Below are 24,112 nucleotides of genomic sequence, written 5' to 3' on the forward strand. Positions count from 1 at the left end.
TCCTACAGAAGAATCGCCCCGCCCATGGATTTCAAACAGCTCTGGCTCAACGCCCAAGACCTCTTCGGCACCCTCGAACAGCACCCGATCCTGCACGCCGGCCTGGCCCTGGTGCTGCTGCTGGTGATCGCTCTGGTGCTAGGCCGGGTGGCGCGCTACCTGATCCTGCACGCCAGCCGCATGCTCGGGCGCCAGCCGGCGCTGCACTGGATCAACGATTTCCGCCACAACAAGGTGTTCCAGCGCCTGGCCCAGATGACACCGTCGCTGGTGATCCAGTTCGGCCTGCACCTGGTACCGGAACTGAGCAAGGCCGCGACGGTGTTCCTGGGCAACGTCGCCCTGGCGTTCACCATCCTGTTCCTGATGCTGGCGGTCAGCGCCCTGCTCAACGCGCTGCTGGACATCTACGCGCGCACCGAACACGCCCGCACCCGCTCGATCAAGGGCTATGTGCAACTGGCGAAAATGGTCTTGTACGTGTTCGGCGCGATCATCATCGTCGCCACCCTGATCGACCGTTCGCCGCTGTTGCTGCTGTCCGGTCTGGGTGCGATGTCGGCGGTGATCCTGTTGGTCTACAAGGACACCCTGCTGTCGTTCGTGGCCAGCGTGCAACTGACCAGCAACGACATGCTGCGGGTCGGCGACTGGATCGAAATGCCCCAGGTCGGCGCCGACGGCGATGTGGTGGACATCACCCTGCACACGGTCAAGGTGCAGAACTTCGACAAGACCATCGTCTCGATCCCGACCTGGAGGTTGATGTCCGAATCGTTCCGCAACTGGCGCGGCATGCAGCAGTCCGGCGGACGGCGGATCAAGCGCAGCCTGTTCATCGACGCCAGCGGCGTGCGCTTCATCCGTGACGACGAAGAGGCGAAGCTGGCCCAGGTGCACCTGCTGACCGACTACATGACCCGCAAGAAGGCCGAGCTCAAGGCCTGGAACGAAGCCCAGGGCAACGTCGCGATGTCGGCCAACCGCCGGCGCATGACCAACATCGGCACCTTCCGCGCCTACGCGCTGGCCTACCTAAAGAGCCATGCCGAGGTGCAGCCGAACATGACCTGCATGGTGCGCCAGATGCAGACCACCGCCCACGGCATTCCGCTGGAGATCTACTGCTTCACCCGCACCACCGTGTGGGCCGACTACGAGCGGATCCAGGGGGACATTTTCGATTACCTGCTGGCGGTGATGCCGGAGTTCGGGTTGAGCCTGTACCAGCAGCCGAGCGGCGGGGATCTGCGGGCGGGGTTGCTGCCGGCGGTGCTGGGTTCGGCCAGCCTTCCCGAGGCCGACAAGCACGTGATGTGACCCCTTACACGGGCGGGAGCGAGCCTGCTCGCGATTGCAGCCTGTCGGTCAGCCCCTCATCGCCTGACCGTCCGCCATCGCGAGCAGGCTCGCTCCCACAGGAAACGTCAGTGCGCGACCAGCGGCCTGCGCACGCCCAACCGGCTGATCCACACCGCCCCCAGGATCACCGCGCCACCGAAGAACAGGCGGCCCAGGTCCTCGTGCCGGTTCCAGATCAGCAGGTTCAGCAGCAACCCCACCGGCACATGCAGGTTGTTCATCACCGCCAGGGTGCCGCCGTTGACCAGGCAGGCGCCCTTGTTCCACCAGTACAGCCCCAGCGCGGTCGCGACCAGGCCCAGGAACACCAGCACGCCCCATTGCAGCGGCGCTTCGGGCAGGAAGTCGGCTTTGCCGAACAGCAGGAACGCCGGCAACACCACCGCCAGCGCGCCTAAGTAGAAGAAGCCGAAGCGCCGATAGTGCGGCAGGTCGCTGGGGTGTTTCGCCACCAGGTGCTTGTACAGCACCTGGCCGGCGGCATAGGTGAAGTTGGCCAGTTGCAGCAGCAAAAAGCCCATGAAGAAGTCCGGGTTGATCCGGTCGAAGCGGATCACCGCCGCACCGGCCACCGCCACCAGCGCCGCGATCAGCGCCCAAGGGTTGAAGCGCCGGTTCAGGGCGTCTTCGATCAGGGTCACGTGCAGCGGCGTGAGGATGGTGAACAGCAGCACCTCCGGCACCGTCAGCACGCGAAAGCTCAGGTACAGGCACACGTAGGTGATGCCGAACTGCAGCGCGCCGATCAGCAGCATGCCGCGCATGAACGCCGGCGCCACCGAACGCCAGCGGGTCAGCGGGATGAACACCAGCCCGGCCAGCAGCACCCGCACCAGCACTGCGAAGTAGCTGTCGACATGACCGGCCAGGTATTCGCCGATCAGATTGAAGGAAAACGCCTGGATCAGCGTGACAAAAAGTAGATAGCCCATGCTCGCCTCGATTTCGGATGGCGGCGACGATAGCGGTTTTTGCCCCGGGCCGCGAATCCCGAATCCGCACAAAACCTTGTGGGAACCTGCTGATGATGGCGTCTGCTCCGGCCTCATCGCTTGCAGGCAATCTCCCACAGGTTTGTGGTGTTCCGGGATCTTGCGGACACCGGCGATACCTGTGGGAGCTGGCTTGCCAGCGATGGCGGTGGGTCAGGCAGCAGGGATGTCGACTGTGCCGGCCTCATCGCTTGCAGGTAAGCACCCACAGGTTTCTGTGGTGAAAACAGAGGCTGCATTCAGCAGAGATTCCCGGTAGGAGCCAGCCTGCTGGCGATGGCGTCTGCCCGCGCAGCGCAAAAACCGCAGGCAAAAAAAAGCCCGATCTCGCTAAAGCGTTCAATCGGGCTACAGCACTCAGGAGCACAAGTGCAAAGGGAGGTTCGATGCGCGTGGAGCCTTGAAGGGTTGCGCCGGATCAATAGACCATCCGGGGATTATCCGGCGATTAACGGCTCAGGCGACCTGGGCCAGTTTGGCGTTGGCCTGGTTCAGGCCCTTCTCCTGGAAGTCGCCGCCCAGGTTCATGCCTTCGGCGTGGATGAAGGTCACGTCGTGGATGCCGATAAAGCCCATCACCTGACGCAGGTACGGTTCCTGGTGGTCGGCAGGGCCGCCGGCGTAGACGCCGCCGCGGGCGGTCAGGACGAAGGCGCGCTTGCCGCTGAGCAGGCCTTGGGGGCCGGTTTCGGTGTATTTGAAGGTCACGCCGGCGCGCAGCACGTGGTCGAGCCAAGCCTTGAGGGTGCTCGGGATCGCGAAGTTGTACATCGGCGCAGCCATCACCAGCACGTCGGCGGCCAGCAGTTCGTCGGTCAGCGCGTTCGAGCGCTCCAGCGAAGCCTGTTCGCTGTCACTGCGCTGATCGGCGGGTTTCATCCAGCCGCCCAGCAGGTTGCTGTCCAGGTGCGGCACCGGGTTCACGGCGAGGTCGCGCACGGTGATCTGATCGTTGGGGTGCGCGGATTTCCACTGGTTGATGAAGGTCTGGGTCAGTTGACGGGAAACCGAGTCTTGCTGGCGGGCACTGCTTTCGATGATCAGAACGCGGGACATGGTGTGTAGCCTCCATCCGAGAATGTTGTAAGTCGATGGAGTGAAGCTTAAGCAGTGCCGCATCGATGAAAAAGCGCAAATATCTGCTGTAATGCATCGATAAATTCGTTTATAAGCTCCCGCAAGGGGGAGCTTTCTCAGGGGAACTTCCTTCAGGGAAGCTCCCGCAAAGAAGAACCGGCGTTACTTCGGGGTGCAGCTCAAATTGATGCGCAGCTTGATGATGGTGCGGTTGAACTTGGCCGTGGCGTTCTTGTGCTTGCCGGCGGCCACGTCGATGTTGCGGGTGCGCGGCGCTTCCGGGCCGTTGATAAAGCGCACCTTGCAGGCCGCGTCGACGTCGCCGTAGTTGTTCACCTGAATGGAGCCGATGTCGTTGTCGGTGTCGAAGGTGTTGTAGTCGATCTTCAGGCCGTTGAGGTTCTTTTCCACCTCGATCGGGTACGCAAACGCCGTCAGCGGCAGCAGCGCCAGCAACACACAACAGAATTTTTTCATTCGGCAGTCTCCAATGGGGACGGCCAGCTTAGGACAAGAGGAGCTATCGATGAAAGCGCCCCGCGTGACCCTTGATCAATGGCGCACGTTGCAGGCCGTGGTCGACCACGGCGGATTCGCCCAGGCCGCCGAGGCCCTGCACCGTTCGCAGTCGTCGGTGAGCTACACCGTCGCGCGCATGCAGGACCAGCTCGGCGTGCCGCTGCTGCGCATCGACGGGCGCAAGGCCGTGCTCACCGAGGCCGGCGGCGTGCTGCTGCGCCGTTCGCGGCAACTGGTCAAGCAGGCCAGCCAACTGGAAGACCTCGCCCATCACATGGAGCAAGGCTGGGAGGCAGAAGTGCGCCTGGTGGTGGACGCCGCCTACCCCACCGCCCGCCTGGTCCGCGCACTGACGGCGTTCATGCCGCAAAGCCGCGGCTGCCGTGTGCGCCTGCGCGAGGAGGTGCTGTCGGGCGTGGAAGAAGTGCTGCTCGAAGGCGTGGCCGACCTGGCCATCACCGGCTTCAGCATTCCCGGCTACCTGGGCACGGAATTGAGCGACGTCGAGTTCGTCGCCGTCGCGCACCCGGAACATGCGCTGCACCGCCTCAACCGTGAACTGAGTTTCCAGGACCTGGAAAGCCAGATGCAGGTGGTGATCCGCGACTCCGGCCGCCAGCAGCCACGGGACGTCGGCTGGCTCGGCGCCGAACAGCGCTGGACCGTCGGCAGCCTGGCCACCGCCGCGACGTTCGTCGGCAGCGGGCTGGGCTTCGCCTGGCTGCCGCGGCACATGATCGAACGGGAACTGAAGGAAGGCGTGCTCAAGCTGCTACCGTTGGACAAGGGCGGCAGCCGCAATCCGAGCTTCTATCTGTATTCGAACAAGGAAAAGCCGCTGGGCCCGGCTTCGCAGATTCTCGTCGAACTGCTGCGCACCTTCGACACGTTGCCGCTGGACGCGCCGTTCGCCGCTCCCGAACAAGCCTGACACGGAGTCCCCCGATGGCCTATTTCGAGCATGAAGGCTGCAACCTGCACTACGAGGAATACGGCCACGGCACGCCGTTGCTGCTGGTTCACGGGCTCGGTTCCAGCACCCTGGACTGGGAAATGCAGATCCCGGTGCTGTCGGCGCACTACCGGGTGATCGTCCCGGACGTGCGCGGCCACGGCCGCTCGGACAAACCCCGGGAGCGCTACAGCATCGCCGGCTTCAGCGCCGACCTGCTGGCGCTCATCGAGCACCTGAACCTGGAGACGGTGCACTACGTCGGCCTGTCCATGGGCGGGATGATCGGCTTCCAGTTCGCCGTCGACCAGCCGCAACGGCTCAAAAGCCTGACCATCGTCAACAGCGCCCCGCAGGTCAAACTGCGCAGCCGCAACGACTATTGGCAGTGGTTCAAGCGCTGGAGCCTGATGCGCGTGCTGAGCCTGGCCACCATCGGCAAGGCCCTGGGCGCCAAACTGTTCCCCAAGCCTGAGCAGGCGCAATTGCGACAGAAGATGGCCGAACGCTGGGCAAGGAACGACAAACGTGCTTATCTCGCCAGCTTCGATGCCATCGTCGGCTGGGGCGTTCAGGAACGACTGTCGAAGGTCACCTGTCCAACCCTCGTCGTCAGCGCCGACCGGGACTACACCCCCGTCTCGCTGAAAGAATCCTATGTGAAACTGCTGCCCGACGCGCAGCTGGCCGTGATCGCCGATTCGCGCCACGCCACCCCGCTCGATCAGCCCGAACGCTTCAATCAAACGCTGCTGGCGTTCCTCGCCGCAGCCGACAACCACCCTCAGGACCTCTGACCCATGCTGAAAAAAATCGCCCTCGCCGCCGGCTCCGTGCTGTTCGCCGCCAACCTGATGGCGGCCACCCCGGCCAAGGCGCCGCACGTGCTGCTGGACACCTCCAACGGCCAGATCGAGATCGAGCTGGATCCGGTCAAGGCGCCGGTCACCACCAAGAACTTCCTTGAGTACGTCGACAGCGGCTTCTACACCAACACCATCTTCCACCGCGTGATCCCGGGCTTCATGGCCCAGGGCGGCGGCTTCACCCCGCAGATGCAGCAGAAGGACACCAAGGCCCCGATCAAGAACGAGGCGAGCAACGGCCTGCACAACGTGCGCGGCACCCTGTCGATGGCGCGCACCTCCGACCCGAACTCGGCCACCAGCCAGTTCTTCATCAACGTGGCCGACAACGCCTTCCTCGATCCGGGCCGCGACGCCGGCTATGCCGTGTTCGCCAAAGTGGTCAAGGGCATGGACGTGGTCGACATCATCGTCAACTCCCGCACCACCACCAAGCAAGGCATGCAGAACGTGCCGGTCGACCCTGTGATCATCAAGTCGGCCAAGCGCATCGACTAAGCTGTACAGGGCATGACGAGCGGCCGCCACCGACGGCGCGCCGCTCACACCGATAAAAGGAGAGCCCGCACGCCGGGCGAGTTATCCAATGCTCTATCGCCGTTTCGAACAACTGATCGACATCTTCCGCGACGCCCCCACGGCGGCCCCGCCGAACCGCGTCCTGCCCTTCTACACCTATTACCTGAAGCAGGTCTGGCCGAGCTTCGCCGCCCTGCTGATCATCGGCCTGTTCGGCGCACTGATCGAAGTGGCGCTGTTCAGTTACCTGAGCCGCATCATCGACCTTGCCCAAGGCACGCCGAACGTCGACTTCTTCAAGATCCACGGCGCTGAGCTGGCCTGGATGGCCGTGGTGGCGCTGCTCCTGCGCCCGCTGTTCCTGGCCCTGCACGACATGCTGGTGCACCAGACCCTGAGCCCGAGCATGACCAGCCTGATCCGCTGGCAGAACCACAGCTACGTGCTCAAGCAGAGCCTGAACTTCTTCCAGAACGACTTCGCCGGCCGCATCGCCCAGCGCATCATGCAGACCGGCAACTCGCTGCGCGACTCCGCCGTGCAGGCGGTGGACGCGCTGTGGCACGTGGTGATCTACGCGATCAGTTCGCTGGTGCTGTTCGCCGAGGCCGACTGGCGCCTGATGATCCCGCTGCTGACGTGGATCGCCGCCTACATCGGCGCGCTCTACTACTTCGTGCCAAGGGTCAAGGACCGCGCGGTGGCGGCCTCCGACGCGCGCTCCAAGCTGATGGGACGGATCGTCGACGGCTACACCAACATCGCCACCCTCAAGCTGTTCGCCCACACCAACTTCGAGCAGCACTACGCCCGCGAAGCCATCCAGGAGCAGACCGAAAAAGCCCAGCTGGCCGGCCGCGTGGTCACCAGCATGGACGTGGCCATCACCACCATGAACGGCCTGCTGATCGTCGGCACCACGGCGCTGGCCCTGTGGCTGTGGACGCAGTCGCTGATCACGGTCGGCGCGATCGCCCTGGCCACCGGCCTTGTGATCCGCATCGTCAACATGTCCGGGTGGATCATGTGGGTGGTCACCGGCATCTTCGAAAACATCGGCATGGTGCAGGACGGCCTGCAGACCATCGCGCAGCCGGTCAGCGTCACCGACCAGGCCCAGGCCAAGCCGCTGGACGTGGCCCGTGGCGAAGTGCGCTTCGAGCATGTGGATTTCCACTACGGCAAGAAGAAAAGCATCATCGGCGACCTCAACCTGACCATCCGGCCCGGCGAGAAGATCGGCCTGATCGGGCCGTCCGGCGCGGGCAAGTCGACACTGGTCAACCTGCTGCTGCGCCTGTACGACGTCGAGGCCGGGCGCATCCTGATCGACGGCCAGAACATCGCCGAAGTCGGCCAGGAAAGCCTGCGCGCACGGATCGGCATGATCACCCAGGACACGTCGCTGCTGCACCGCTCGATCCGCGACAACCTGCTCTACGGCAAGCCCGACGCCACTGACGAAGAGCTCTGGGAAGCCGTGCACAAGGCCCGGGCCGACGAGTTCATTCCGCTGCTGTCCGACGCCGAGGGACGCACCGGGTTCGACGCCCATGTCGGCGAGCGCGGCGTCAAGCTGTCCGGCGGCCAGCGCCAGCGCATCGCGATCGCCCGCGTCCTGCTCAAGGACGCGCCGATCCTGATCATGGACGAAGCGACCTCGGCACTGGATTCGGAAGTCGAGGCGGCGATCCAGGAAAGCCTGGAGACCCTGATGCAGGGCAAGACCGTGATCGCCATCGCCCACCGCCTCTCGACCATCGCCCGGATGGACCGGCTGGTGGTGCTGGAGAACGGCAGGATCGCCGAAAGCGGCAGCCATGCCGAACTGCTGGCCCATGGCGGCCTGTATGCGCGGCTGTGGCGCCATCAGACCGGCGGGTTCGTCGGCATCGACTGACCGCGCCAGCCCTGCGGTTCCGTGGGAGGAAGCCTGCTCGCGATGAGGGTGTGTCAGTCACCCTCATTGCTGTCAGACACACCGCCATCGCGAGCAGGCTCGCCCCCACAGGGAATCGCTTGATTCCGCCCCGCCAAAAACCGGCAGAGCCCGCCAACCACGGGGCCTGCCGGTTTTTTCACGCCCGCTGGAAATCCGCGCAAACCCTGCTGTACTGAGCCAAGGCTCCGGCGTGGAACCTGTCGTAAATCTGCAAGGACTCACAACCCGTTTCAGTTTCGATAGCACGTCTATCAAGGACATTCCCATGTCTCTGTTCAAACGTTCGGTCACGGAGTTGTTAGGTACGTTCTGGCTGGTTCTGGGCGGTTGCGGCAGCGCGGTGATCGCCGCGTCCTCGCCCACGGGCATCGGCGTGCTGGGGGTGGCCCTGGCCTTCGGCCTGACGGTGCTGACCATGGCGTTCGCCATCGGCCACATCAGTGGCTGCCATCTCAACCCGGCCGTGTCGGTGGGACTGACCGTCGGCGGCCGGTTCCCGGCCAAGGAACTGCCCGCCTACATCGTCGCCCAGGTGATCGGCGCCATCATCGCGGCAGCCCTGATCGCCTGGATCGCCAGCGGCAAGGAAGGCTTCGACATCGCCGGCGGCCTGGCCTCCAACGGCTACGGCGAGCATTCTCCCGGCAAGTACTCGATGGCCGCCGGGTTCGTCACCGAACTGGTGATGACCGCCCTGTTCGTGGTGGTCATCCTCGGCGCCACCGACCGGCGTGCCCCGGCGGGCCTGGCGCCGATCGCCATCGGCCTGGCCCTGACCCTGATCCACCTGATCTCGATTCCGGTCACCAACACTTCGGTGAACCCGGCCCGCAGCACGGGGCCGGCGCTGATGGTGGGCGGCTGGGCCATCGCGCAGCTGTGGATGTTCTGGGTGGCGCCGCTGCTGGGGGCGGTGGTCGGCGGCGGGCTCTACCGTTGGCTGGGCAGCGAAGACACATAGCCTCTGCCCTGCTGCCTTGGCTGACGCCATCGCCAGCAGGCTGGCTCCCACAGTGATGCCTTTCGTTCAGTACTGTGGGAGCTAGGCCTGGCGGTAGGGCAAGGCGGCCCGCGCCTCTTCGGCATAGGCCAACACCCCGGCGCGCTCCTGGTGCAGGAAGTCCTTCACGGCCGCCTTCAGGCCGGGGTGGCGCAGGTAGTGCCAGGAGCGGGTGATCACCGGTTCGAATCCGCGGATCAGCTTGTGCTCGCCCTGGGCGCCGGCGTCGAAGCGCTGAAAGCCCTCGGCGATGGCGTAGTCCATGCCCTGGTAGAAACACGTTTCGAAATGCAGGCGGTCGAACTCCGCCAGGCAACCCCAGTAACGGCCATAGAAGCTGTCGCCCCCGACCAGGCTGAAGGCCATCGCCACCGGCCTTGAACCCTGTTTGGCCAGCACCACGCGGATGGCCTCGGGCATGCGTTCGGCCAACAGGCTGAAGAACGCCCGGGTCAGGTACGGCGTTTGCCGCCGCACGGCGTAGGTGTTGGCGTAGCAGGCGTAGACGAAATCCCATTGCGCCTCGTCCAGTTCGTGCCCGTCCAGCCATTGGAAGCTGAAGCCCTGCCCCGCCACCTGCTCGCGCTCCTTGCGCATCTGCTTGCGCTTGCGCGAACTGAGCCCGTCGAGAAAGTCCTGGAAATCCCGGTAGCCGCGGTTCTGCCAGTGGTACTGGCAGCCGATGCGCTGCAGCCAGCCCGGCTGTTCGGCCATGGCCGCGTCGGTGAACGGGTCGGTGAAATTGATGTGGGCGCTGGAGAGGCCTTCGATCTCCAGGTAGCCCGGCAGGCTCTTGAGCAGTTCGAAGCCATCCTCGACCGACGCCGCCAACAGCCGCGGGCCGCTGACCGGGCTGAACGGCACGGCCACCAGCAGCTTGGGGTAGTAGTCGATGCCAGCCCGGGTGCAGGCATCGGCCCAGCCGTGGTCGAACACGTATTCGCCGTAGGAATGCCACTTGCGGTAGGCAGGCAGCGCCGCGATCAGCCGGTCGCCTTCGACGTGCAGCAGATGCTCCGCCTGCCAGCCCGTGTGCGCGCCGACGCTGCCGCTGTCCTCCAGCGCAGCGAGGAAACCGTGGCGCAGGAACGGCTGGTTTTCCGGCACCAGCGCATCCCAGTCGGCGGATGCGATTTGCGACAGTTCGTGCAGGCGTTGCAGCGGCATTTTCCTCTCCGGTTCGGGGCATGACAGCCTGCCGAGTATCGCCGATCGGCCTGCCGTTGCACACGCCCGAATCGGCGACAGCGCTCTAGACCGATAGTTCAGGGCGGTTTTGTATCGTCACGAACCTGCCATCACCGTGCCACTGCTCTGTCATAAACCGTCGCGATACTGGCGCCTGTTTTTAGAGCGCCGGGTTCTACCCGGACACTGTTTTCCGACCGTCAAACCGTCGGTTGTGCCCAGGATGGCTTCGCCATCCCCTCTCATCTTCGGAGATTGCTATGCGTCTTGCTTCCACGAAAACTGCGGCGGCCCTGTGCGGTGGCCTGCTGCTGGCCATGAGTGTTCCGGCCAGTGCCGCGGTCGACGCCAAACTGCTCGACATGCTCAAGGCCAACGGTTCGATCACCCAGGCGCAGTACATCGAACTGCAGACCGAACTGGCCAAGGATCAGAAGGCCCAGCAAATCGCCCAGCAGGCGCAGCAAGAGACCAACGAACAAGTGGCCGCCGTCGCGAAGAAGGCCAACGAACAGAGCGCCTTCGACCAGAAGCTGGCCTGGGCCGCCAAGACCCAGTTCAAGGGTGACGTGCGCATCCGCCAGGAAACCGTGAAGATCGACGGCGAATCGAACAACGGCGGCCGCGACAAGGACCGTCAGCGCATCCGTGCCCGCCTGGGCGCCTACAGCGAAATCAACCCGCAAGTGGACACCGGCATCCGCATCGCCACCGGCGGCGGCGACGACGCCCGCTCCACCAACCAGGACATGGACAACTACTTCGACAAGAAGCAGATCTGGCTGGACCTGGGCTACATCGACTACCACCCGGACGCCATCAAGAACCTGCACGTGATCGGCGGCAAGATGCTGCAGCCGTGGGTCAGCATGGGCGATGTGATCTGGGACAGCGACATCAACCCCGAAGGCCTGGCCGTCACCTACAAATACCCGCTGGGCAGCAGCGCCGAACTGTTCGGCAGCCTGGGCAACTACACCCTCAAGGACAACGTCGACGGCGAAGGCGTGCAGTTCCGCCACGACCTGCGCCTGACCGCCGGCCAACTGGGCAGCCGCTTCGCCATCACCGACAACCTGAAACTGACCCTGGGCGGCAGCGTGTACGCCTATCAGAACGACGAAGACAGCCGCTGCACCGGCACCTCCACCCCGTGCGCCCTGTCGGTCAACGGCAACTCGGCCAACAACCAGTTCCGCCTGTACGAAGGCTTCAGCCAGATCGACATCGGCGGCCTGCCGATGCCGCTGTCGTTCTACGGCCAGTACGTGAAGAACAACGATGCGGTGACCGATGCGGACACCGCATGGCTGGTGGGCGCCAAGTCGAAGGTCTTCGGCCTGAACCTGGACTACAACTACCGCGACGTGCAGCGCGACGCCGTGGTCGGCGCCTTCACCGACTCGGACTTCGCCAACGGCACCACCGGCTCCCGCGGCCACAAGTTCAAGGTCGGCTACGACATCGACAAGAACTTCGCCATCGGCGCCACGTACTTCCTGACCAAGGCTGACTTCTCCAGCCGCACCCAGCGCGACGCAGACACCAACACCCTGCAGCTGGACGCGGAAGCGAAGTTCTAAGACGGCTGACCGACTTCAGTCCGGCGCGGACGGGGCGATCCCCCATCATCCGTTCGCAGCGCCCGCGCCGGACTGTCGCCGTTCAACTTATCTGTGGCGAGGGAGCAAACTCCCTCGCCACAGTTTTTTGTCAGGAACGATCCTTTCGGCGTTGCGCCGCCAGGCGCTCGGCCAACGCGTCCACGTCCTCTTCAGGCTTGTGCGGCATGGCCCGCAGCGTCGCCTGCATCAGCCGCATCTGGCGGATGAACCGCCGGCAATTGCGGCAGAACATCAAGTGATGACGCACCATCAGTTTCTCGCGAAAGCTCAGCCGGCCATCGAGATAATCGCTGGATCGCGCCACTTGCTCCTTGCAGGTCAGCATTCTCCGGTCTCCTCAAAATGTTCCACGGTCGCAAAGACCTTCAAACGTGCCCGATGCAGCAGCACGCGGACATTGGAGAGCGAGATGTCCAGAAGATTACAGATCTCCTCCAGCTCCAGTCCCTGCTGCTCGCGCAACGTCAACACGCTGCCCTGCAGCTGCGAAAGGCTTTGCAGGGTGTGTTCCAGGCAGTCGCGCAGCTCGCTCTCGGTCAGCAAGGCCTCGGGGGTGTCGTGGTGCCAGGCGAACGGCGCCACCCGCCAATGGCCGTCGCCCGGTGAGAAGCGGTCGTCATCGAGGGTGCCGTGCGGCGCCGGCAGGTCGTCCAGCAGCACTTCACGGCGATTGCGCTTGTAGCGGCCCTTGGCCGAATTGGCGGTGATGGTCAGCAGCCAGGTCTTGAGGCTGGAGCGGCCTTCGAAACTGCCGAGATGGCGCACCACCGACAGCCAGGCATCCTGCACCACTTCCTCGACATGACGCTGGCCGACGATGGCATAGGCCACGGCGCGCATGGCGCTCTGGTAGGTCGTGACCAGTTCCTTGAAAGCCTTTTGCTCACCGGCCAGCAAACGCGCCAGCAATTGGGTGTCGTCAACCGCCATCCATCAATCCCCTTGTCCCGGTTCCGAAAATGATGGCGGCAGGATCTCTCCTGCCGCCACTTTCGAAAATTACAGCGCTCGCGCTGATCCGGATGTAGGAAACGTCAGCGCGATTAAGAGGAAATGAAGCGTCCCTTAACGCTTGCGCAGAATCACGCTGCCGATCGAGTAGCCGGCACCGAACGAACTCAGTACCGCCAGCGAACCGGCCGCCAGGTCGTCCTGGTGCTTGTGGAACGCGATCACGGAACCGGCGGAGCTGGTGTTGGCGTAGGTGTCGAGAATCACCGGCGCCTCTTCTTCGGTGGCTTCGCGGCCCAGCAGCTTGCGCACGATCAGGTGATTCATGCTCAGGTTGGCCTGGTGCAGCCAGAAGCGCTTCACGTCGCCGACGTTGAGCTTGTTCTCTTCCAGGTGCTCGCCGATCAGCTCGGCCACCATCGGGCAGACGTCCTTGAACACCTTGCGGCCTTCCTGCACGAACAGCTTGTCGCGGGCGCCGACGCCCTCTTCCGCCGCGCGGTTGAGGAAGCCGAAGTTGTTGCGGATGTTGTTGGAGAACTTGGTCAGCAGTTTGGTGCTGACCACGTCGAACTGGTGCTTGGAGGTCGCAAGGTCGGCGCGCTCGATGACCACGGCGGTGGCGGCGTCGCCGAAGATGAAGTGGCTGTCGCGGTCACGGAAGTTCAGGTGGCCGGTGCAGACTTCCGGGTTGACCATCAGGATCGCCCGGGCCTGGCCCAGCTGCACGCTGTTGGCGGCGGCCTGGATGCCGAAGGTGGCGGACGAGCAGGCCACGTTCATGTCGAAGCCGAAGCCCTGGATGCCCAGCGCTTCCTGGACTTCGATGGCGATGGCCGGATAGGCGCGCTGCAGGTTGGAGCAGGCGACGATCACGCCGTCGATGTCGGCGGCGGTCTTGCCGGCGCGCTGCAGGGCCTGTTCGGCGGCGGCGGTGGCCATCTGGCAGAGCACCGACCATTCGTCGTTGGAACGCTCCGGCAGGCGCGGCGTCATGCGCGCAGGGTCGAGGATGCCCTCCTTGTCCATGACGAAGCGGCTCTTGATGCCGGAGGCTTTCTCGATGAACGCGGCGCTGGATTCGGTCAGGGCCTGGATCTCGCCGCGGGCGATGGCATCGGCGTTGTCGGCGTTGAACTGCGCAACGTAGGTGTTGAACGAGTTCACCAGTTCTTCGTTGGAGATGCTGTTGGCCGGGGTGTACAGGCCGGTGCCGCTGATGACGACGTTATGCATGGTCGTTTCTCTGATCTGTTCAGGCAGAAAGTGCTGGCACCGACGTGCCAACACGCAAAGGGTCTATTCCCGTCCGGTAGACGCAATAACCGGGTGACGCTTTATTGCGCAGCGCATCCTGCGCCGGAGGCTCTAGGCCGTGAAACCGGCGTTTATGGTCGCGAAGTGTGCCATAAACCCAAGGTTTTGACCTCTGTCCCACACACAACAGACGATTGACTGCGGAAGCGAGCCTGCCCGCGCTGAAGGACTGTCAGACAATCGATCAATCCGTTGCCTGATGCTCCGCCATCGCGAGCAGGCTCGCTCCTGCACAGTAGCCGTGCGCCCGAAGGCTAGGCCTCGACCTGCGTCCACTGTTTGTTCAGGCGCTTGTCGGAGACCGGCACCTTCGTCCCCAACTGCTGGGCGAACAGCGAAACCCGGTATTCCTCCAGCCACCAGCGGTACAGCTCAAGCTGCGGATCGCGCTTGCCTTCCTGGGCGTGCTTGGCGGCGCGGGTCTGGTACTGCGTCCAGAGGCCGGCCAGCTCGCCGCTCCACACCCGGTCTTTCTGCACCTGGGCGCCGAGCTTCTCGAACCGCTGTTCAACCGCCTTGAGGTAGCGCGGCAGCTCCTTGAGCCACAGCATCGGCGTTTCCCGCACGAAGCCCGGGTACACCAACTGGCTGAGCTGCTGCTTGATGTCGTTCAGCGCCACGGCCTGGGCCAGGTCGATCTTGCCCTTGAAGCGTTTCTGCAGGCCGTGCCACAGCTTGAGGATCTCCAGCACCAGGCGTGCCACCCGTTCGGCATGCTCGGTCCAGGCGCCGCGCTTGCGCTCGGCCAGCGCCGCCAGACCGGCGCCGTCCCGGGGCAGCGGGTCTTCGCCGTCGAGGATGCAGCTGTCGAGGCTGGCCAACAGAATGTCTTCGACCAGCGCCTCCACCCGCCCCAGTTCGCGGTACAGCAGGCCCAGTTCGGTCAGCCCCGGCAACTTGCCGCGCAGGAACTTGGCCGGCTCGGCCAACTGTTGCAGCAACAGCCGCTGCAACGCGCGGCGGTGCTGGAACTCGGCTTCGGCCGGCGTCGAGAAACGCCCTTCCTTGACCGTGCCGCCCTCTTCCACCAGCGCCGGATACACCGTCATCGACAGCCCGGCGATCTTCTGCTGGGTCTTTTCCGCCACCGGCGCAAAGACCTTGGCCTCCACCGGCTGCTGGCTCTTGGCACTCTGCGGCACGGCGAGCGCCGCCTGGCTGGCTTCGGCGAAACGCGCGGTGAGCTCGGCCAGGTCGCGCCCTTCGCCGAGGAACTTGCCCTGCCCGTCGACGATTTCCAGGTTCATCCGCAGATGCCCTTCGACCTGCTGCTCGGCTTCGGCCCAGGCTTCGTCGCTGACCCGCGCACCGGTCATGCGCAGCAGTTCGCGGCCCAGGGCCTGGGGCAACGAACCCTCGGCGAACGTCATGCGCTGCAACGCCGCCCTGACGAAGTCCGGCACCGGCACGAAGTTCTTGCGCAGGGCCTTGGGCAGGTTGCGCACCAGCGCGATGCACTTGGCTTCGATCAGCCCCGGCACCAGCCATTCCAGACGCTCCGGCGGCAGCATCGGCAACAGCGGCGCCGGCACCCGCAGGGTCACGCCGTCGCGGGGATGGTTAGGTTCGAAGTGGTAACTGAGCGCCAGTTCCAGGTCGCCGATGTGCAGGGTGTCCGGGTAGTCCCGCGCGGTGACTTCGCTGGCCTCGCGGGCCAGCACGTCCTCTTCGCGCATGATCAGCAGCTGCGGATCCTTCTGGCTGTTGACCCGGTACCAGCTGTCGAACGTGGCGGTCTGGTGGATCTCCGCCGGCAGCCGTGCGTCGTAGAAGGCGTACAGGGTCTCTTCGTCGGCCAGGATGTCGCGGCGCCGGGCCTTGGCCTCCAGTTCGTCGAGCTGCTCCAGCAACTGCTTGTTCGCCGTCAGGCACTTGGCCCGGGACTGGATCTCACCGCGCACCAGCCCTTCGCGGATGAACAGCTCCCGCGAGACCACCGGATCCACCGGGCCGTAATGCACCGGGCGGCGGCCGACCACGATCAGGCCGAACAGGGTGATCTGCTCGAACGCGATCACCTGGCCGCGCTTCTTCTCCCAGTGCGGTTCGAAGTGGTTCTTCTTGATCAGGTGCCCGGCCAGCGGCTCGATCCAGTCGGCGTCGATCTTGGCGACCATGCGCGCGTAGAGCTTGGTGGTCTCCACCAGTTCGGCGGCCATCACCCACTGCGGACGCTTCTTGCCGATCCCGGACGACGGGTGAATCCAGAACCGCCGCTGCCGGGCGCCGAGGTAATCGCCCTCTTCGGTCTTCTGGCCGATCTGGCTGAGCAGGCCCACCAGCACCGCTTTGTGGAACTTGGCGAAGTCCGCCGGCTCCTTGTTCAGGCTCAGCTGGAGGTCGCGGCAGATCAGGCTCAGTTGCCGATGGGCGTCGCGCCATTCGCGCAGGCGCAGGTAATTGAGGAAGTTCTTGCGGCACCAGTTGCGCAGCGGGCTCGCGGTCAGCGCCTGGCGCTGCTCCTCGAAGCCGCGCCACAGGTTGACCAGCGCGGCGAAGTCCGAATCGGCGTCCTTCCACTGCGCGTGGGCCTGGTCGGCGGCCTGCTGGCGCTCCGGCGGACGTTCGCGCGGATCCTGCACCGACATGGCGCTGGCCACGATCAGCACTTCCTGAAGGCTGCCCAGGCGCGCCGCTTCCAGCAGCATGCGGCCCATGCGCGGATCCACCGGCAGGCGCGCCAGCTGGCGGCCGACGGGGGTCAGCTGATTGTTGCGGTCCACCGCCGACAGTTCTTGCAGCAGGTTGAAGCCGTCGCTGATCGCCTTGCCGTCCGGCGGCTCGATGAACGGGAACGCGGTGATGTCGCCGAGGCGCAGATGGAGCATCTGCAGAATCACCGCCGCCAGGTTGGTGCGCAGGATCTCGGGGTCGGTGAATTCCGGCCGGCCGAGGAAATCCTCTTCGCTGTACAGGCGCACGCAAATGCCCGGCTCGACCCGTCCGCAACGGCCCTTGCGCTGGTTGGCGCTGGCCTGGGAGACCGCTTCGACGGGCAGGCGCTGCACTTTGGCGCGGTAGCTGTAGCGGCTGATGCGCGCGGTGCCGCTGTCGATCACGTAACGGATGCCCGGCACGGTCAGCGAGGTTTCGGCGACGTTGGTCGCCAGCACCACACGCCGGCCCGGGTGGGACTGGAAGATCCGCTGCTGCTCGGCCGGCGACAGGCGCGCGTACAGCGGCAGGATTTCGGTGTGCTTGAGCTGGGCCTTGCGCAGCATTTCAGCGGCGTCACGGATCTCCCGCTCGCCCGGCAGGAACACCAGCACATCGCCGGGACTGCGGCGCTCGCTGCGCTCGTAGGCGGCGATTTCGTCGAGGGTGGCGAGGATCGCCTGGTCCACGGTCAAGTCGTCTTCGACCCGGTTGCCCTCTTCGTCCTGCTCCAGGGTCAGCGGGCGGTACCAGGTCTCCACCGGGAACGTGCGCCCGGAGACTTCCACGATCGGCGCATCGTCGAAGTGCTTGGAGAAACGCTCCAGGTCGATGGTCGCCGACGTGATGATGACCTTCAGGTCCGGACGGCGCGGCAGCAGGGTCTTCAGGTAGCCCAGCAGGAAATCGATGTTGAGGCTGCGTTCGTGGGCCTCGTCGACGATGATCGTGTCGTAGCGTTCCAGGTAACGGTCGTTCTGGGTCTCCGCCAGCAGGATGCCGTCGGTCATCAGTTTGATCAGGGTGCTGGAATCGCTCTGGTCCTCGAACCGAACCTGATAGCCGACCAGCGCGCCCAGCGGCGTGCCGAGCTCCTCGGCGACCCGGCTGGCGACGCTGCGCGCGGCGATCCGGCGGGGCTGGGTGTGGCCGATCAGGCCGTGCCGGCCACGGCCGATCTCCAGGCAGATCTTCGGCAACTGGGTGGTTTTGCCCGAGCCGGTCTCGCCGGCGATGATCAGCACCTGGTGCTGCTCCAGCGCCTTCTTGATCTCGTCACGCTTGGCGGCGATGGGCAGGCTGTCGTCGTAGCGGATCGCCGGCACGCTGGCCTTGCGCGCCAGCACCTGGTCGCAGGACGCCTGCATGCGCGCGACCCACTGGGCCAGCTTGGCTTGGTCGGGTTTCTTGCGCTGCTCAAGCAACTGCCGGCGCAACCGGTGGCGGTCGGCGAGCATGGCGTGGTCGAGGTTCTTCAGCAGTTTGTCGATGGAGGGCGATTCGTCGGTCATCGGGTACGCAATTCGGTGGTCTGGTGGCGCAAGGGGGCGATTGTCGCAGATTTGGCGACATAAATGATGGCAGGGGCGCACAACGCAAAGCGGCGTGCGTCCATTTCGCGGACAAAACCTGTGGGAGCCAGCCTGCTGGCGATGGCGTCAGTCCAGGCACCGCAGTTCAGGAGCAGTGCAGTTCCTGTGGGAGCAGGCCCGCGATGGCGTCGGCAACCTTCACTCGTTGTCCAGCCCCTTGCGCCGGTACGGGAACACATCGATCACCTTCCCCGCCCGGATCGCTTCCTGCAACCCCTTCCAGTAGTCGGCGTTGTACAGCTCGCCGTGCAACTGGTCGAACAGCTTGCGCTGGCCGGCGTCGGCGAACAGGAACGGCGGGAATTCCTCGGGGAACACGTCCAGCGGCCCGATCGAGTACCACGGCTCGGAGGCCATTTCGTCCTCCGGGGTGCGCGGCGGCGGGATATGGCGGAAGTTGGCCTCGGTGAGGAAGCAGATCTCGTCGTAGTCGTAGAACACCACTCGGCCATGGCGGGTGACGCCGAAGTTCTTCAGCAGCATGTCGCCGGGAAAGATGTTGGCCGCCGCCAGTTGCTTGATCGCCAGGCCGTAGTCCTCCAGCGCTTCGCGCACCTGGGCTTCGTTGGCGTTGTCCAGGTAGAGGTTGAGCGGGGTCATCCGGCGCTCGGTCCAGCAGTGGCGGATCAGCACGGTCTCGCCTTCGAGCGACACGGTCGAGGGCGCCACCTCCAGCAGTTCCTCAAGGCATGCCGGGTCGAACTTGCTCACGGGGAAACGGAAATCGGCGAACTCCTGGGTATCGGCCATGCGCCCCACGCGGTCGACGCTTTTCACCAGCCGGTACTTTTCGATCACCGTGGCGCGATCGACGTTCTTCGACGGCGAGAAACGGTCCTTGATGATCTTGAACACCGTGTTGAAACCCGGCAGGGTGAACACGCTCATGACCATGCCGCGCACCCCCGGCGCCATGATGAAGCGGTCGTCGGTGTTGGCCAGGTGGTTGATCAGCGCGCGGTAGAACTCCGACTTGCCGTGCTTGTAGAAACCGATGGAGGTGTACAGCTCGGCGATGTGCTTGCCGGGCAGGATGCGCCGCAGAAAGCCGATGAATTCCGCCGGCACCGCCACATCGACCATGAAGTACGAACGGGTGAAGGAAAAGATGATCGACACTTCCGCCTCATCGGTGATCAGCGCGTCGATCTGGATCCCCCGCCCTTCGCGGTGCAGCAACGGAATCACCAGCGGCCACTGGTCGTCGTTGGTGTAGAGGCGCCCCACCAGGTACGCGCCCTTGTTGCGGTACAGCACCGAGGAGAACAGCTCGACGCTCAGCTCCGGATCCTTGCACACCCAGTCCGGCAGGTTGTCCCGCAGTTGCGCTTCGAGGCGCTGCAGGTCCCGGGGCAGGTCGGCGTAGTCTTCGCTGAAGCGGTAGTCGGCGAAGATGCTGGCGAGCATGCCCGACAGTTGCCCCTCGGGCCGGTAGATGCGCGTCTGCGCGGCCCGGGCACGGCGCAGGCTCGGCCGGGTGGTGTGGATGAACATGCAGCCGTCGCTGATCAGGTCATGGCTGAACAGCCCGCAGAAGATCGAGTTGTACCAGGTCTCGGACAGCTCATCGTCGAAGCGCAGGTCGATGATGCCGATGTAGGCGCTCTTGACCAGCGGCCAGCAACTGACGTCCATCAACACCGGTTCCTGAAAGTGCTCGCGCAGGCGCGCCACGGTCTCGCCCACCTTCTCTTCGTACAGGTTGATCCGCGCGGCCGAGGCGGTCTGCGTCTCCTGCCAGCGCGCCTGTTCGAAGCGCTCCCGCGCACCGTCGGTGATCCGGCGGAAATGCTCGCGGTAATCGTCGAAGCCATCGAGGATCAGGCGGGCGATATCGGTGGCGGGCCATTGCTGCGGCATAGATGAGACCTCTGCGGGAATTAAGGATCTGTGCTCCAAAGCCTGAGCTTAGCCACGGAAGCCTGCGCAGGAGAAGCGCAATTTGCGCCAAATCCGCGGACGGTCCGCCCTGCGCGCCGCCGACAGGAATTAAATGCCCGAACAGCGGTTGCCATCGCCGGGGCCGTCGGCAACACTCTCGTCCCTTTGCAGCAGGAGGTGCCCCGTGAGCCCCGTCGATATTTTCCGGTTACTGTCGCTGGCGGCCATCTGGGGCGCCAGCTTTCTGTTCATGCGCATCATCGCGCCGGTGATCGGCACGGTTCCCACGGCGTTCTTCCGGGTCTCGATCGCCGCCGTCGGGCTGCTGGTGATCCTCGGTCTGATGCGCATCAGCTGGGACTTCAAGGGCAAGCTGAAGACCGTGATGCTGCTGGGCCTGATCAACTCCGGGATCCCGGCCACGCTGTACTCGGTGGCCGCCCAGGTGCTGCCGGCCGGGTACTCGGCGATCTTCAACGCCACCACGCCGCTGATGGGCGTGCTGATCGGCGGGCTGTTCTTCAGCGAAAGGCTCACGGCGGCCAAGCTCGGCGGCGTGTTTCTCGGCCTGCTCGGCGTCGGCGTGCTCACCCGCGCAGGCCCGGTGGCGTTCGACCTGCCGCTGCTGATGGGCGCCCTCGCCTGCCTGCTGGCCACCACCTGCTACGGCTTCGCCGGGTTCCTGGCGCGGCGCTGGCTGGACCAGGCCGGCGGGCTCGACAGCCGCCTGTCGGCACTGGGCAGCATGCTCGGCGCCACGCTGTTCCTGCTGCCGCTGTTCGGCTACAGCGCCCTCACCCAACCGCCGGCGAGCTGGGGCGGCTGGAACGTGTGGCTGTCGCTGCTGGGCCTGGGCTTGGCGTGCACCGCCTTCGCCTACATTCTCTATTTCCGTTTGCTGAGTTCGATCGGCCCGGTCAAGTCGATGACCGTGACCTTCATGATTCCGCCGTTCGGCGTGCTGTGGGGGGCGTTGTTCCTGGATGAGCCGCTGTCGTTGGCGCATCTGTATGGCGGGGTGTTGATTGCGCTGGCGTTGTGGCTGGTGCTGAAGCCGGCGGTGGCCAAACCTGCCGAAGCGCCGGCACGCTAGGCCGGCAGCGTCACTGAAACAGTCATCGCCGGCAGGCAGGCCGCAAAACCCTGTAGGAGCTTGCCTGCAAGCGATGAGGCCGGCACCGACGACATCGCCGCCAGGTCGGCTCCCACAAGGCATTCCTGTGAATGCCGACCCGCCGGCGATGACCGCCGTCAGGCCTTACGGAACACGAACACCAGGCCGACGATGATCAACGCCATCCCCAGCACGCTCAGCATCGCCAGGCGATTGCCGAAGATCAGATAATCCATCACCGCCGTGACCGCCGGCACCAGATAGAACAGGCTGGTGACGTTAACCAGATTGCCCCGGGCGATCAGCCGGTACAGCAACAGTGTCGCCAGCACCGACACCACCAGCCCCATCCACAGCACCGGCACGATGAACCCCGCCGTGCGCTCGAAATGGAACGGCTGGAACGGCACGAACACCCCGCACAGCAGCAATCCGGCCAGGTACTGCACCGGCAGCGTGCCGAGCGGGTTGTCGGTGATGCGCTTCTGCATGATCGAGCCGAACGTCATGCTCGCCAACGCCAGCAGGCCGAACAGCATGCCGGCCCATGACATCCCGGCCAGGCCGATGCCCTGGTAGACCACCATCACCAGCCCCGCCAGCCCCAGCGCCAGGCCGAACAGCCGCGAAGCCGAACGCTGACGCTCCATGATCGCCACCGTCAGGATCGGCTGCACGCCCATGACGGTCGCCATCACCCCCGGCGTGACTTTGCGGTCCAGGGCCAGCAGATAGAAGATCTGATAGGCCCCCAGCAACACCACGCCGGTGGCCAGCGCATACAGCATCGGCCTGCCGCCGGCAGGCAGCTTCAGCTTGAGCAACGGCACCAGCAGCACCAGCCCGCACAGGGCGATCACAAAACGCAGCAGGAGAAAGGCAAAGGGCGACGCGTGGGCCAGGCCCCATTTGGAGAAGATCGCCCCGCTGCTCCACAGCAGGACGAACAGGCTCGTGGACGCCGCCGCGAGCGCGGATTTTTTCGAAAGGACAAACATGCATGCCACCTGTAGTCAGGCAAATAGCCAACTCAGCCGAAGCTGAAATTCAGTAGGTTTTTCCGGGCGGGCACGGGGGACGGCGGAAAACGCCGATCAGCCCGAAACCCCGACGCCCGGTGGCGGTGCGACTGCGCGCACCGGCGTGCCACTGACAGGTGGTGGAGGGTAATGACTGATCTGCACAGGCTGCCGGTTCCCGCACGGCACGACGCCAGCGTTGACCGCCGGATCGACTACCGCGTTGACTGGGGATGCAGGCATCTGGACTGATCTTCTTTGCAGATTGGAGGGGTGAGCCTGAAGCTCACGAGGGCCGACTATAACCAGCCGGTGACACAGAATGCAACGATTGGGTGCGACGATCGAACGCCGCGCACGTCGCGCACGTCGCCCCGGATTCACGGGCATGAAAAAGCCGCTCATCGGGAGCGGCTTTTTCGTTTGCGGCCGGGTATCACCCAAACAGCCAATACCCCAGCAACGTCAGCACCACCACCGCCAGCACCGGCCGCATCACGCGGTAGGCCTTGGGGTGGCGGCGTTTCCATTGCTTGACCGCGCCGCTGAACCTGTCGCTGAAGCTTTTGCTCCAGGCGTAGGCCTGGTTGATGCCGCCGACGCGTTCGTCGTCCAGGTTCTGGGGGGCCGTGGCCCGGCCCAGCCAGGCGCTGATGAAGCGGTTGATACGGGTCATCAAGCGGTTGCTCAGCGGACGCTCGATGTCGCAGAACAGGATGACGCGGGTCTTGTCGGTTTCGTTCTTGACCCAGTGCACGTAGGTCTCGTCGAACATCACGTCCTCACCGTCGCGCCAGGCGTAGACCTGGCCGTCGACGAAGATCCGGCAATCGTCGGAATTGGGCGTCGACAGGCCGAGGTGGTAGCGCAGGGAGCCGGCGAACGGATCGCGGTGCGGGTTCAAGTGGCTGCCGCCCGGCAACAGCGCGAACATCGCGCCCTTGACGTTGGGGATCGCACTGACCAGCGCCACAGTCTTGGGGCACAGGGCCTCGGCGGACGGCAGCGGCTTGTCGTACCACTTGAGGTAGAAACGCTTCCAGCCCTTCTTGAAGAACGAGCCGAAACCGGCGTCGTTGTTCTTTTCGGCGGCGCGGATGTAGCCCTCGTCGAACAGGTGCATGGCCTCGTCGCGGATGGTTTCCCAGTTGTCGCGCAGCACGTCCAGCTCAGGGAACTTGCTGCGGTCCAGGTACGGCCGGGACGGCACGCCCGAGAACAGGTACATCAGCGTGTTGTACGGGGCGAACAGCGCCGAGTGGTTGACGAACTGACGCAGCACCGGCAGGCGCGCCTTGCCGCGCAGATGCACGAAGAGAATGCTGCCCACGAACAGCAACAGCACCGACACCTTGGCGGCCAATGGAAAAGTCATCAACAACTCCTTGAAAAAAGACAACGCTGCGCAATGTCATCTGCCCGACATGGCGGCCGGCCATGATAAACACTCCCGGCGCCGGGAAAAACCCGCCGGGCCAAGATTCAGTGTTAAGGGTTGCGCAACAAAGCACTTCTTAACACACGTGTCCTGAACCCCGGCT

Annotated in this window: 19 protein-coding genes; 8 read left to right on the top strand and 11 right to left on the bottom strand. The window is 64.7% G+C overall.

The features are described from left to right. Positions 1-24 precede the first annotated feature (24 nt). The gene (locus CAG31_RS21690; RefSeq protein ID WP_085584997.1) at positions 25-1,320 is read left to right on the top strand and encodes a mechanosensitive ion channel family protein; all 1,296 of its coding nucleotides are present in this window, start codon (positions 25-27) and stop codon (positions 1,318-1,320) included. A 107-nt stretch (positions 1,321-1,427) separates the two neighbouring features. Here the strand turns inward: CAG31_RS21690 and CAG31_RS21695 are convergent, their stop codons facing one another. From CAG31_RS21695 to CAG31_RS21705, 3 genes are all read right to left on the bottom strand, one after another. Then, positions 1,428-2,294, bottom strand: coding sequence for a carboxylate/amino acid/amine transporter (locus CAG31_RS21695; RefSeq protein ID WP_085585000.1), 867 nt, complete (start codon positions 2,292-2,294; stop codon positions 1,428-1,430). 516 nt (positions 2,295-2,810) lie between these two features. Next, the gene (locus CAG31_RS21700; protein ID WP_085585002.1) at positions 2,811-3,410 is read right to left on the bottom strand and encodes an FMN-dependent NADH-azoreductase; all 600 of its coding nucleotides are present in this window, start codon (positions 3,408-3,410) and stop codon (positions 2,811-2,813) included. Positions 3,411-3,593: 183 nt separating this feature from the next. After that, a complete protein-coding gene (locus CAG31_RS21705; RefSeq protein ID WP_085585004.1) occupies positions 3,594-3,908 on the bottom strand; it encodes a 3-phosphoglycerate kinase in 315 nt (104 codons plus the stop codon). A 49-nt stretch (positions 3,909-3,957) separates the two neighbouring features. Here CAG31_RS21705 and CAG31_RS21710 point away from each other — a divergent pair, with 49 nt between their 5' ends. The 5 genes from CAG31_RS21710 to aqpZ all read left to right on the top strand — a co-directional run bounded on the left by CAG31_RS21710 (position 3,958) and on the right by aqpZ (position 9,190). Next, on the top strand, positions 3,958-4,881 hold the full coding sequence (locus CAG31_RS21710) for a LysR family transcriptional regulator (RefSeq protein ID WP_085585006.1): 924 nt from the start codon (positions 3,958-3,960) through the stop codon (positions 4,879-4,881). A gap of 14 nt (positions 4,882-4,895) precedes the next feature. Then, positions 4,896-5,699: an alpha/beta fold hydrolase gene (locus CAG31_RS21715; protein ID WP_085585008.1), complete on the top strand. Its 804-nt coding sequence runs from the start codon at positions 4,896-4,898 to the stop codon at positions 5,697-5,699. A gap of 3 nt (positions 5,700-5,702) precedes the next feature. Beyond that, the gene (locus tag CAG31_RS21720; RefSeq protein ID WP_085585010.1) at positions 5,703-6,266 is read left to right on the top strand and encodes a peptidylprolyl isomerase; all 564 of its coding nucleotides are present in this window, start codon (positions 5,703-5,705) and stop codon (positions 6,264-6,266) included. Between the two features lie 88 nt (positions 6,267-6,354). Continuing rightward, positions 6,355-8,187 (top strand): ABC transporter ATP-binding protein, encoded by a 1,833-nt coding sequence (locus CAG31_RS21725; protein ID WP_085585013.1) that lies wholly within the window; start codon positions 6,355-6,357, stop codon positions 8,185-8,187. Between the two features lie 307 nt (positions 8,188-8,494). Further along, on the top strand, positions 8,495-9,190 hold the full coding sequence (gene aqpZ / locus CAG31_RS21730; protein WP_085585015.1) for an aquaporin Z: 696 nt from the start codon (positions 8,495-8,497) through the stop codon (positions 9,188-9,190). 81 nt (positions 9,191-9,271) lie between these two features. Here aqpZ and CAG31_RS21735 read toward each other — a convergent pair whose 3' ends face one another. Beyond that, complete coding sequence (locus CAG31_RS21735) at positions 9,272-10,396, bottom strand: GNAT family N-acetyltransferase (protein WP_085585017.1); 1,125 nt, start codon at positions 10,394-10,396, stop codon at positions 9,272-9,274. A gap of 281 nt (positions 10,397-10,677) precedes the next feature. On the opposite strand from CAG31_RS21735, the gene CAG31_RS21740 reads away from it, so the two are divergent. Continuing rightward, complete coding sequence (locus CAG31_RS21740) at positions 10,678-12,000, top strand: putative porin (RefSeq protein ID WP_085585019.1); 1,323 nt, start codon at positions 10,678-10,680, stop codon at positions 11,998-12,000. 130 nt (positions 12,001-12,130) lie between these two features. Here CAG31_RS21740 and CAG31_RS21745 read toward each other — a convergent pair whose 3' ends face one another. From CAG31_RS21745 to aceK, 5 genes are all read right to left on the bottom strand, one after another. Then, on the bottom strand, positions 12,131-12,367 hold the full coding sequence (locus CAG31_RS21745) for an anti-sigma factor (RefSeq protein WP_085585021.1): 237 nt from the start codon (positions 12,365-12,367) through the stop codon (positions 12,131-12,133). Continuing rightward, a complete protein-coding gene (locus CAG31_RS21750; protein WP_085585024.1) occupies positions 12,361-12,972 on the bottom strand; it encodes an RNA polymerase sigma factor in 612 nt (203 codons plus the stop codon). The genes CAG31_RS21745 and CAG31_RS21750 overlap by 7 nt, the downstream gene beginning before the upstream one ends. 135 nt (positions 12,973-13,107) lie before the next feature. Further along, complete coding sequence (locus CAG31_RS21755; RefSeq protein WP_085585026.1) at positions 13,108-14,229, bottom strand: beta-ketoacyl-ACP synthase III; 1,122 nt, start codon at positions 14,227-14,229, stop codon at positions 13,108-13,110. Between the two features lie 335 nt (positions 14,230-14,564). Further along, complete coding sequence (hrpA, locus tag CAG31_RS21760; RefSeq protein WP_085585028.1) at positions 14,565-18,476, bottom strand: ATP-dependent RNA helicase HrpA; 3,912 nt, start codon at positions 18,474-18,476, stop codon at positions 14,565-14,567. A 219-nt stretch (positions 18,477-18,695) separates the two neighbouring features. Beyond that, a complete protein-coding gene (gene aceK / locus CAG31_RS21765; RefSeq protein ID WP_085585030.1) occupies positions 18,696-20,417 on the bottom strand; it encodes a bifunctional isocitrate dehydrogenase kinase/phosphatase in 1,722 nt (573 codons plus the stop codon). A 205-nt stretch (positions 20,418-20,622) separates the two neighbouring features. Between aceK and CAG31_RS21770 the strand changes: the two genes are divergently transcribed. Beyond that, positions 20,623-21,531: a DMT family transporter gene (locus CAG31_RS21770; protein ID WP_085585032.1), complete on the top strand. Its 909-nt coding sequence runs from the start codon at positions 20,623-20,625 to the stop codon at positions 21,529-21,531. A gap of 158 nt (positions 21,532-21,689) precedes the next feature. On the opposite strand, the gene CAG31_RS21775 is transcribed toward CAG31_RS21770, so the two are convergent. Together CAG31_RS21775 and CAG31_RS21780 are read right to left on the bottom strand one after the other, a co-directional pair. Continuing rightward, the gene (locus CAG31_RS21775; protein ID WP_085585034.1) at positions 21,690-22,550 is read right to left on the bottom strand and encodes a DMT family transporter; all 861 of its coding nucleotides are present in this window, start codon (positions 22,548-22,550) and stop codon (positions 21,690-21,692) included. Positions 22,551-23,007: 457 nt separating this feature from the next. Next, the gene (locus tag CAG31_RS21780) at positions 23,008-23,946 is read right to left on the bottom strand and encodes an aspartyl/asparaginyl beta-hydroxylase domain-containing protein (RefSeq protein ID WP_085585036.1); all 939 of its coding nucleotides are present in this window, start codon (positions 23,944-23,946) and stop codon (positions 23,008-23,010) included. Positions 23,947-24,112 lie beyond the last annotated feature (166 nt).

The organism is Pseudomonas sp. R25(2017), from assembly GCF_002112565.1.
Taxonomy (GTDB): Bacteria; Pseudomonadota; Gammaproteobacteria; order Pseudomonadales; family Pseudomonadaceae; genus Aquipseudomonas; species Aquipseudomonas ekonensis.

Bases quoted from the DNA above. Each gene is read 5' to 3' on its own strand.
- CAG31_RS21695 (WP_085585000.1), bottom strand. From the start codon at position 2,294: ATGGGCTATCTACTTTTTGTCACGCTGATCCAGGCGTTTTCCTTCAAT.
- aceK (WP_085585030.1), bottom strand. From the start codon at position 20,417: ATGCCGCAGCAATGGCCCGCCACCGATATCGCCCGCCTGATCCTCGAT.
- CAG31_RS21755 (WP_085585026.1), bottom strand. From the start codon at position 14,229: ATGCATAACGTCGTCATCAGCGGCACCGGCCTGTACACCCCGGCCAAC.
- CAG31_RS21740 (WP_085585019.1), top strand. From the start codon at position 10,678: ATGCGTCTTGCTTCCACGAAAACTGCGGCGGCCCTGTGCGGTGGCCTG.
- CAG31_RS21750 (WP_085585024.1), bottom strand. From the start codon at position 12,972: ATGGCGGTTGACGACACCCAATTGCTGGCGCGTTTGCTGGCCGGTGAG.
- CAG31_RS21720 (WP_085585010.1), top strand. From the start codon at position 5,703: ATGCTGAAAAAAATCGCCCTCGCCGCCGGCTCCGTGCTGTTCGCCGCC.
- CAG31_RS21725 (WP_085585013.1), top strand. From the start codon at position 6,355: ATGCTCTATCGCCGTTTCGAACAACTGATCGACATCTTCCGCGACGCC.
- CAG31_RS21780 (WP_085585036.1), bottom strand. From the start codon at position 23,946: ATGACTTTTCCATTGGCCGCCAAGGTGTCGGTGCTGTTGCTGTTCGTG.
- aqpZ (WP_085585015.1), top strand. From the start codon at position 8,495: ATGTCTCTGTTCAAACGTTCGGTCACGGAGTTGTTAGGTACGTTCTGG.
- hrpA (WP_085585028.1), bottom strand. From the start codon at position 18,476: ATGACCGACGAATCGCCCTCCATCGACAAACTGCTGAAGAACCTCGAC.
- CAG31_RS21700 (WP_085585002.1), bottom strand. From the start codon at position 3,410: ATGTCCCGCGTTCTGATCATCGAAAGCAGTGCCCGCCAGCAAGACTCG.
- CAG31_RS21715 (WP_085585008.1), top strand. From the start codon at position 4,896: ATGGCCTATTTCGAGCATGAAGGCTGCAACCTGCACTACGAGGAATAC.
- CAG31_RS21735 (WP_085585017.1), bottom strand. From the start codon at position 10,396: ATGCCGCTGCAACGCCTGCACGAACTGTCGCAAATCGCATCCGCCGAC.
- CAG31_RS21710 (WP_085585006.1), top strand. From the start codon at position 3,958: ATGAAAGCGCCCCGCGTGACCCTTGATCAATGGCGCACGTTGCAGGCC.
- CAG31_RS21705 (WP_085585004.1), bottom strand. From the start codon at position 3,908: ATGAAAAAATTCTGTTGTGTGTTGCTGGCGCTGCTGCCGCTGACGGCG.
- CAG31_RS21745 (WP_085585021.1), bottom strand. From the start codon at position 12,367: ATGCTGACCTGCAAGGAGCAAGTGGCGCGATCCAGCGATTATCTCGAT.
- CAG31_RS21690 (WP_085584997.1), top strand. From the start codon at position 25: ATGGATTTCAAACAGCTCTGGCTCAACGCCCAAGACCTCTTCGGCACC.
- CAG31_RS21775 (WP_085585034.1), bottom strand. From the start codon at position 22,550: ATGTTTGTCCTTTCGAAAAAATCCGCGCTCGCGGCGGCGTCCACGAGC.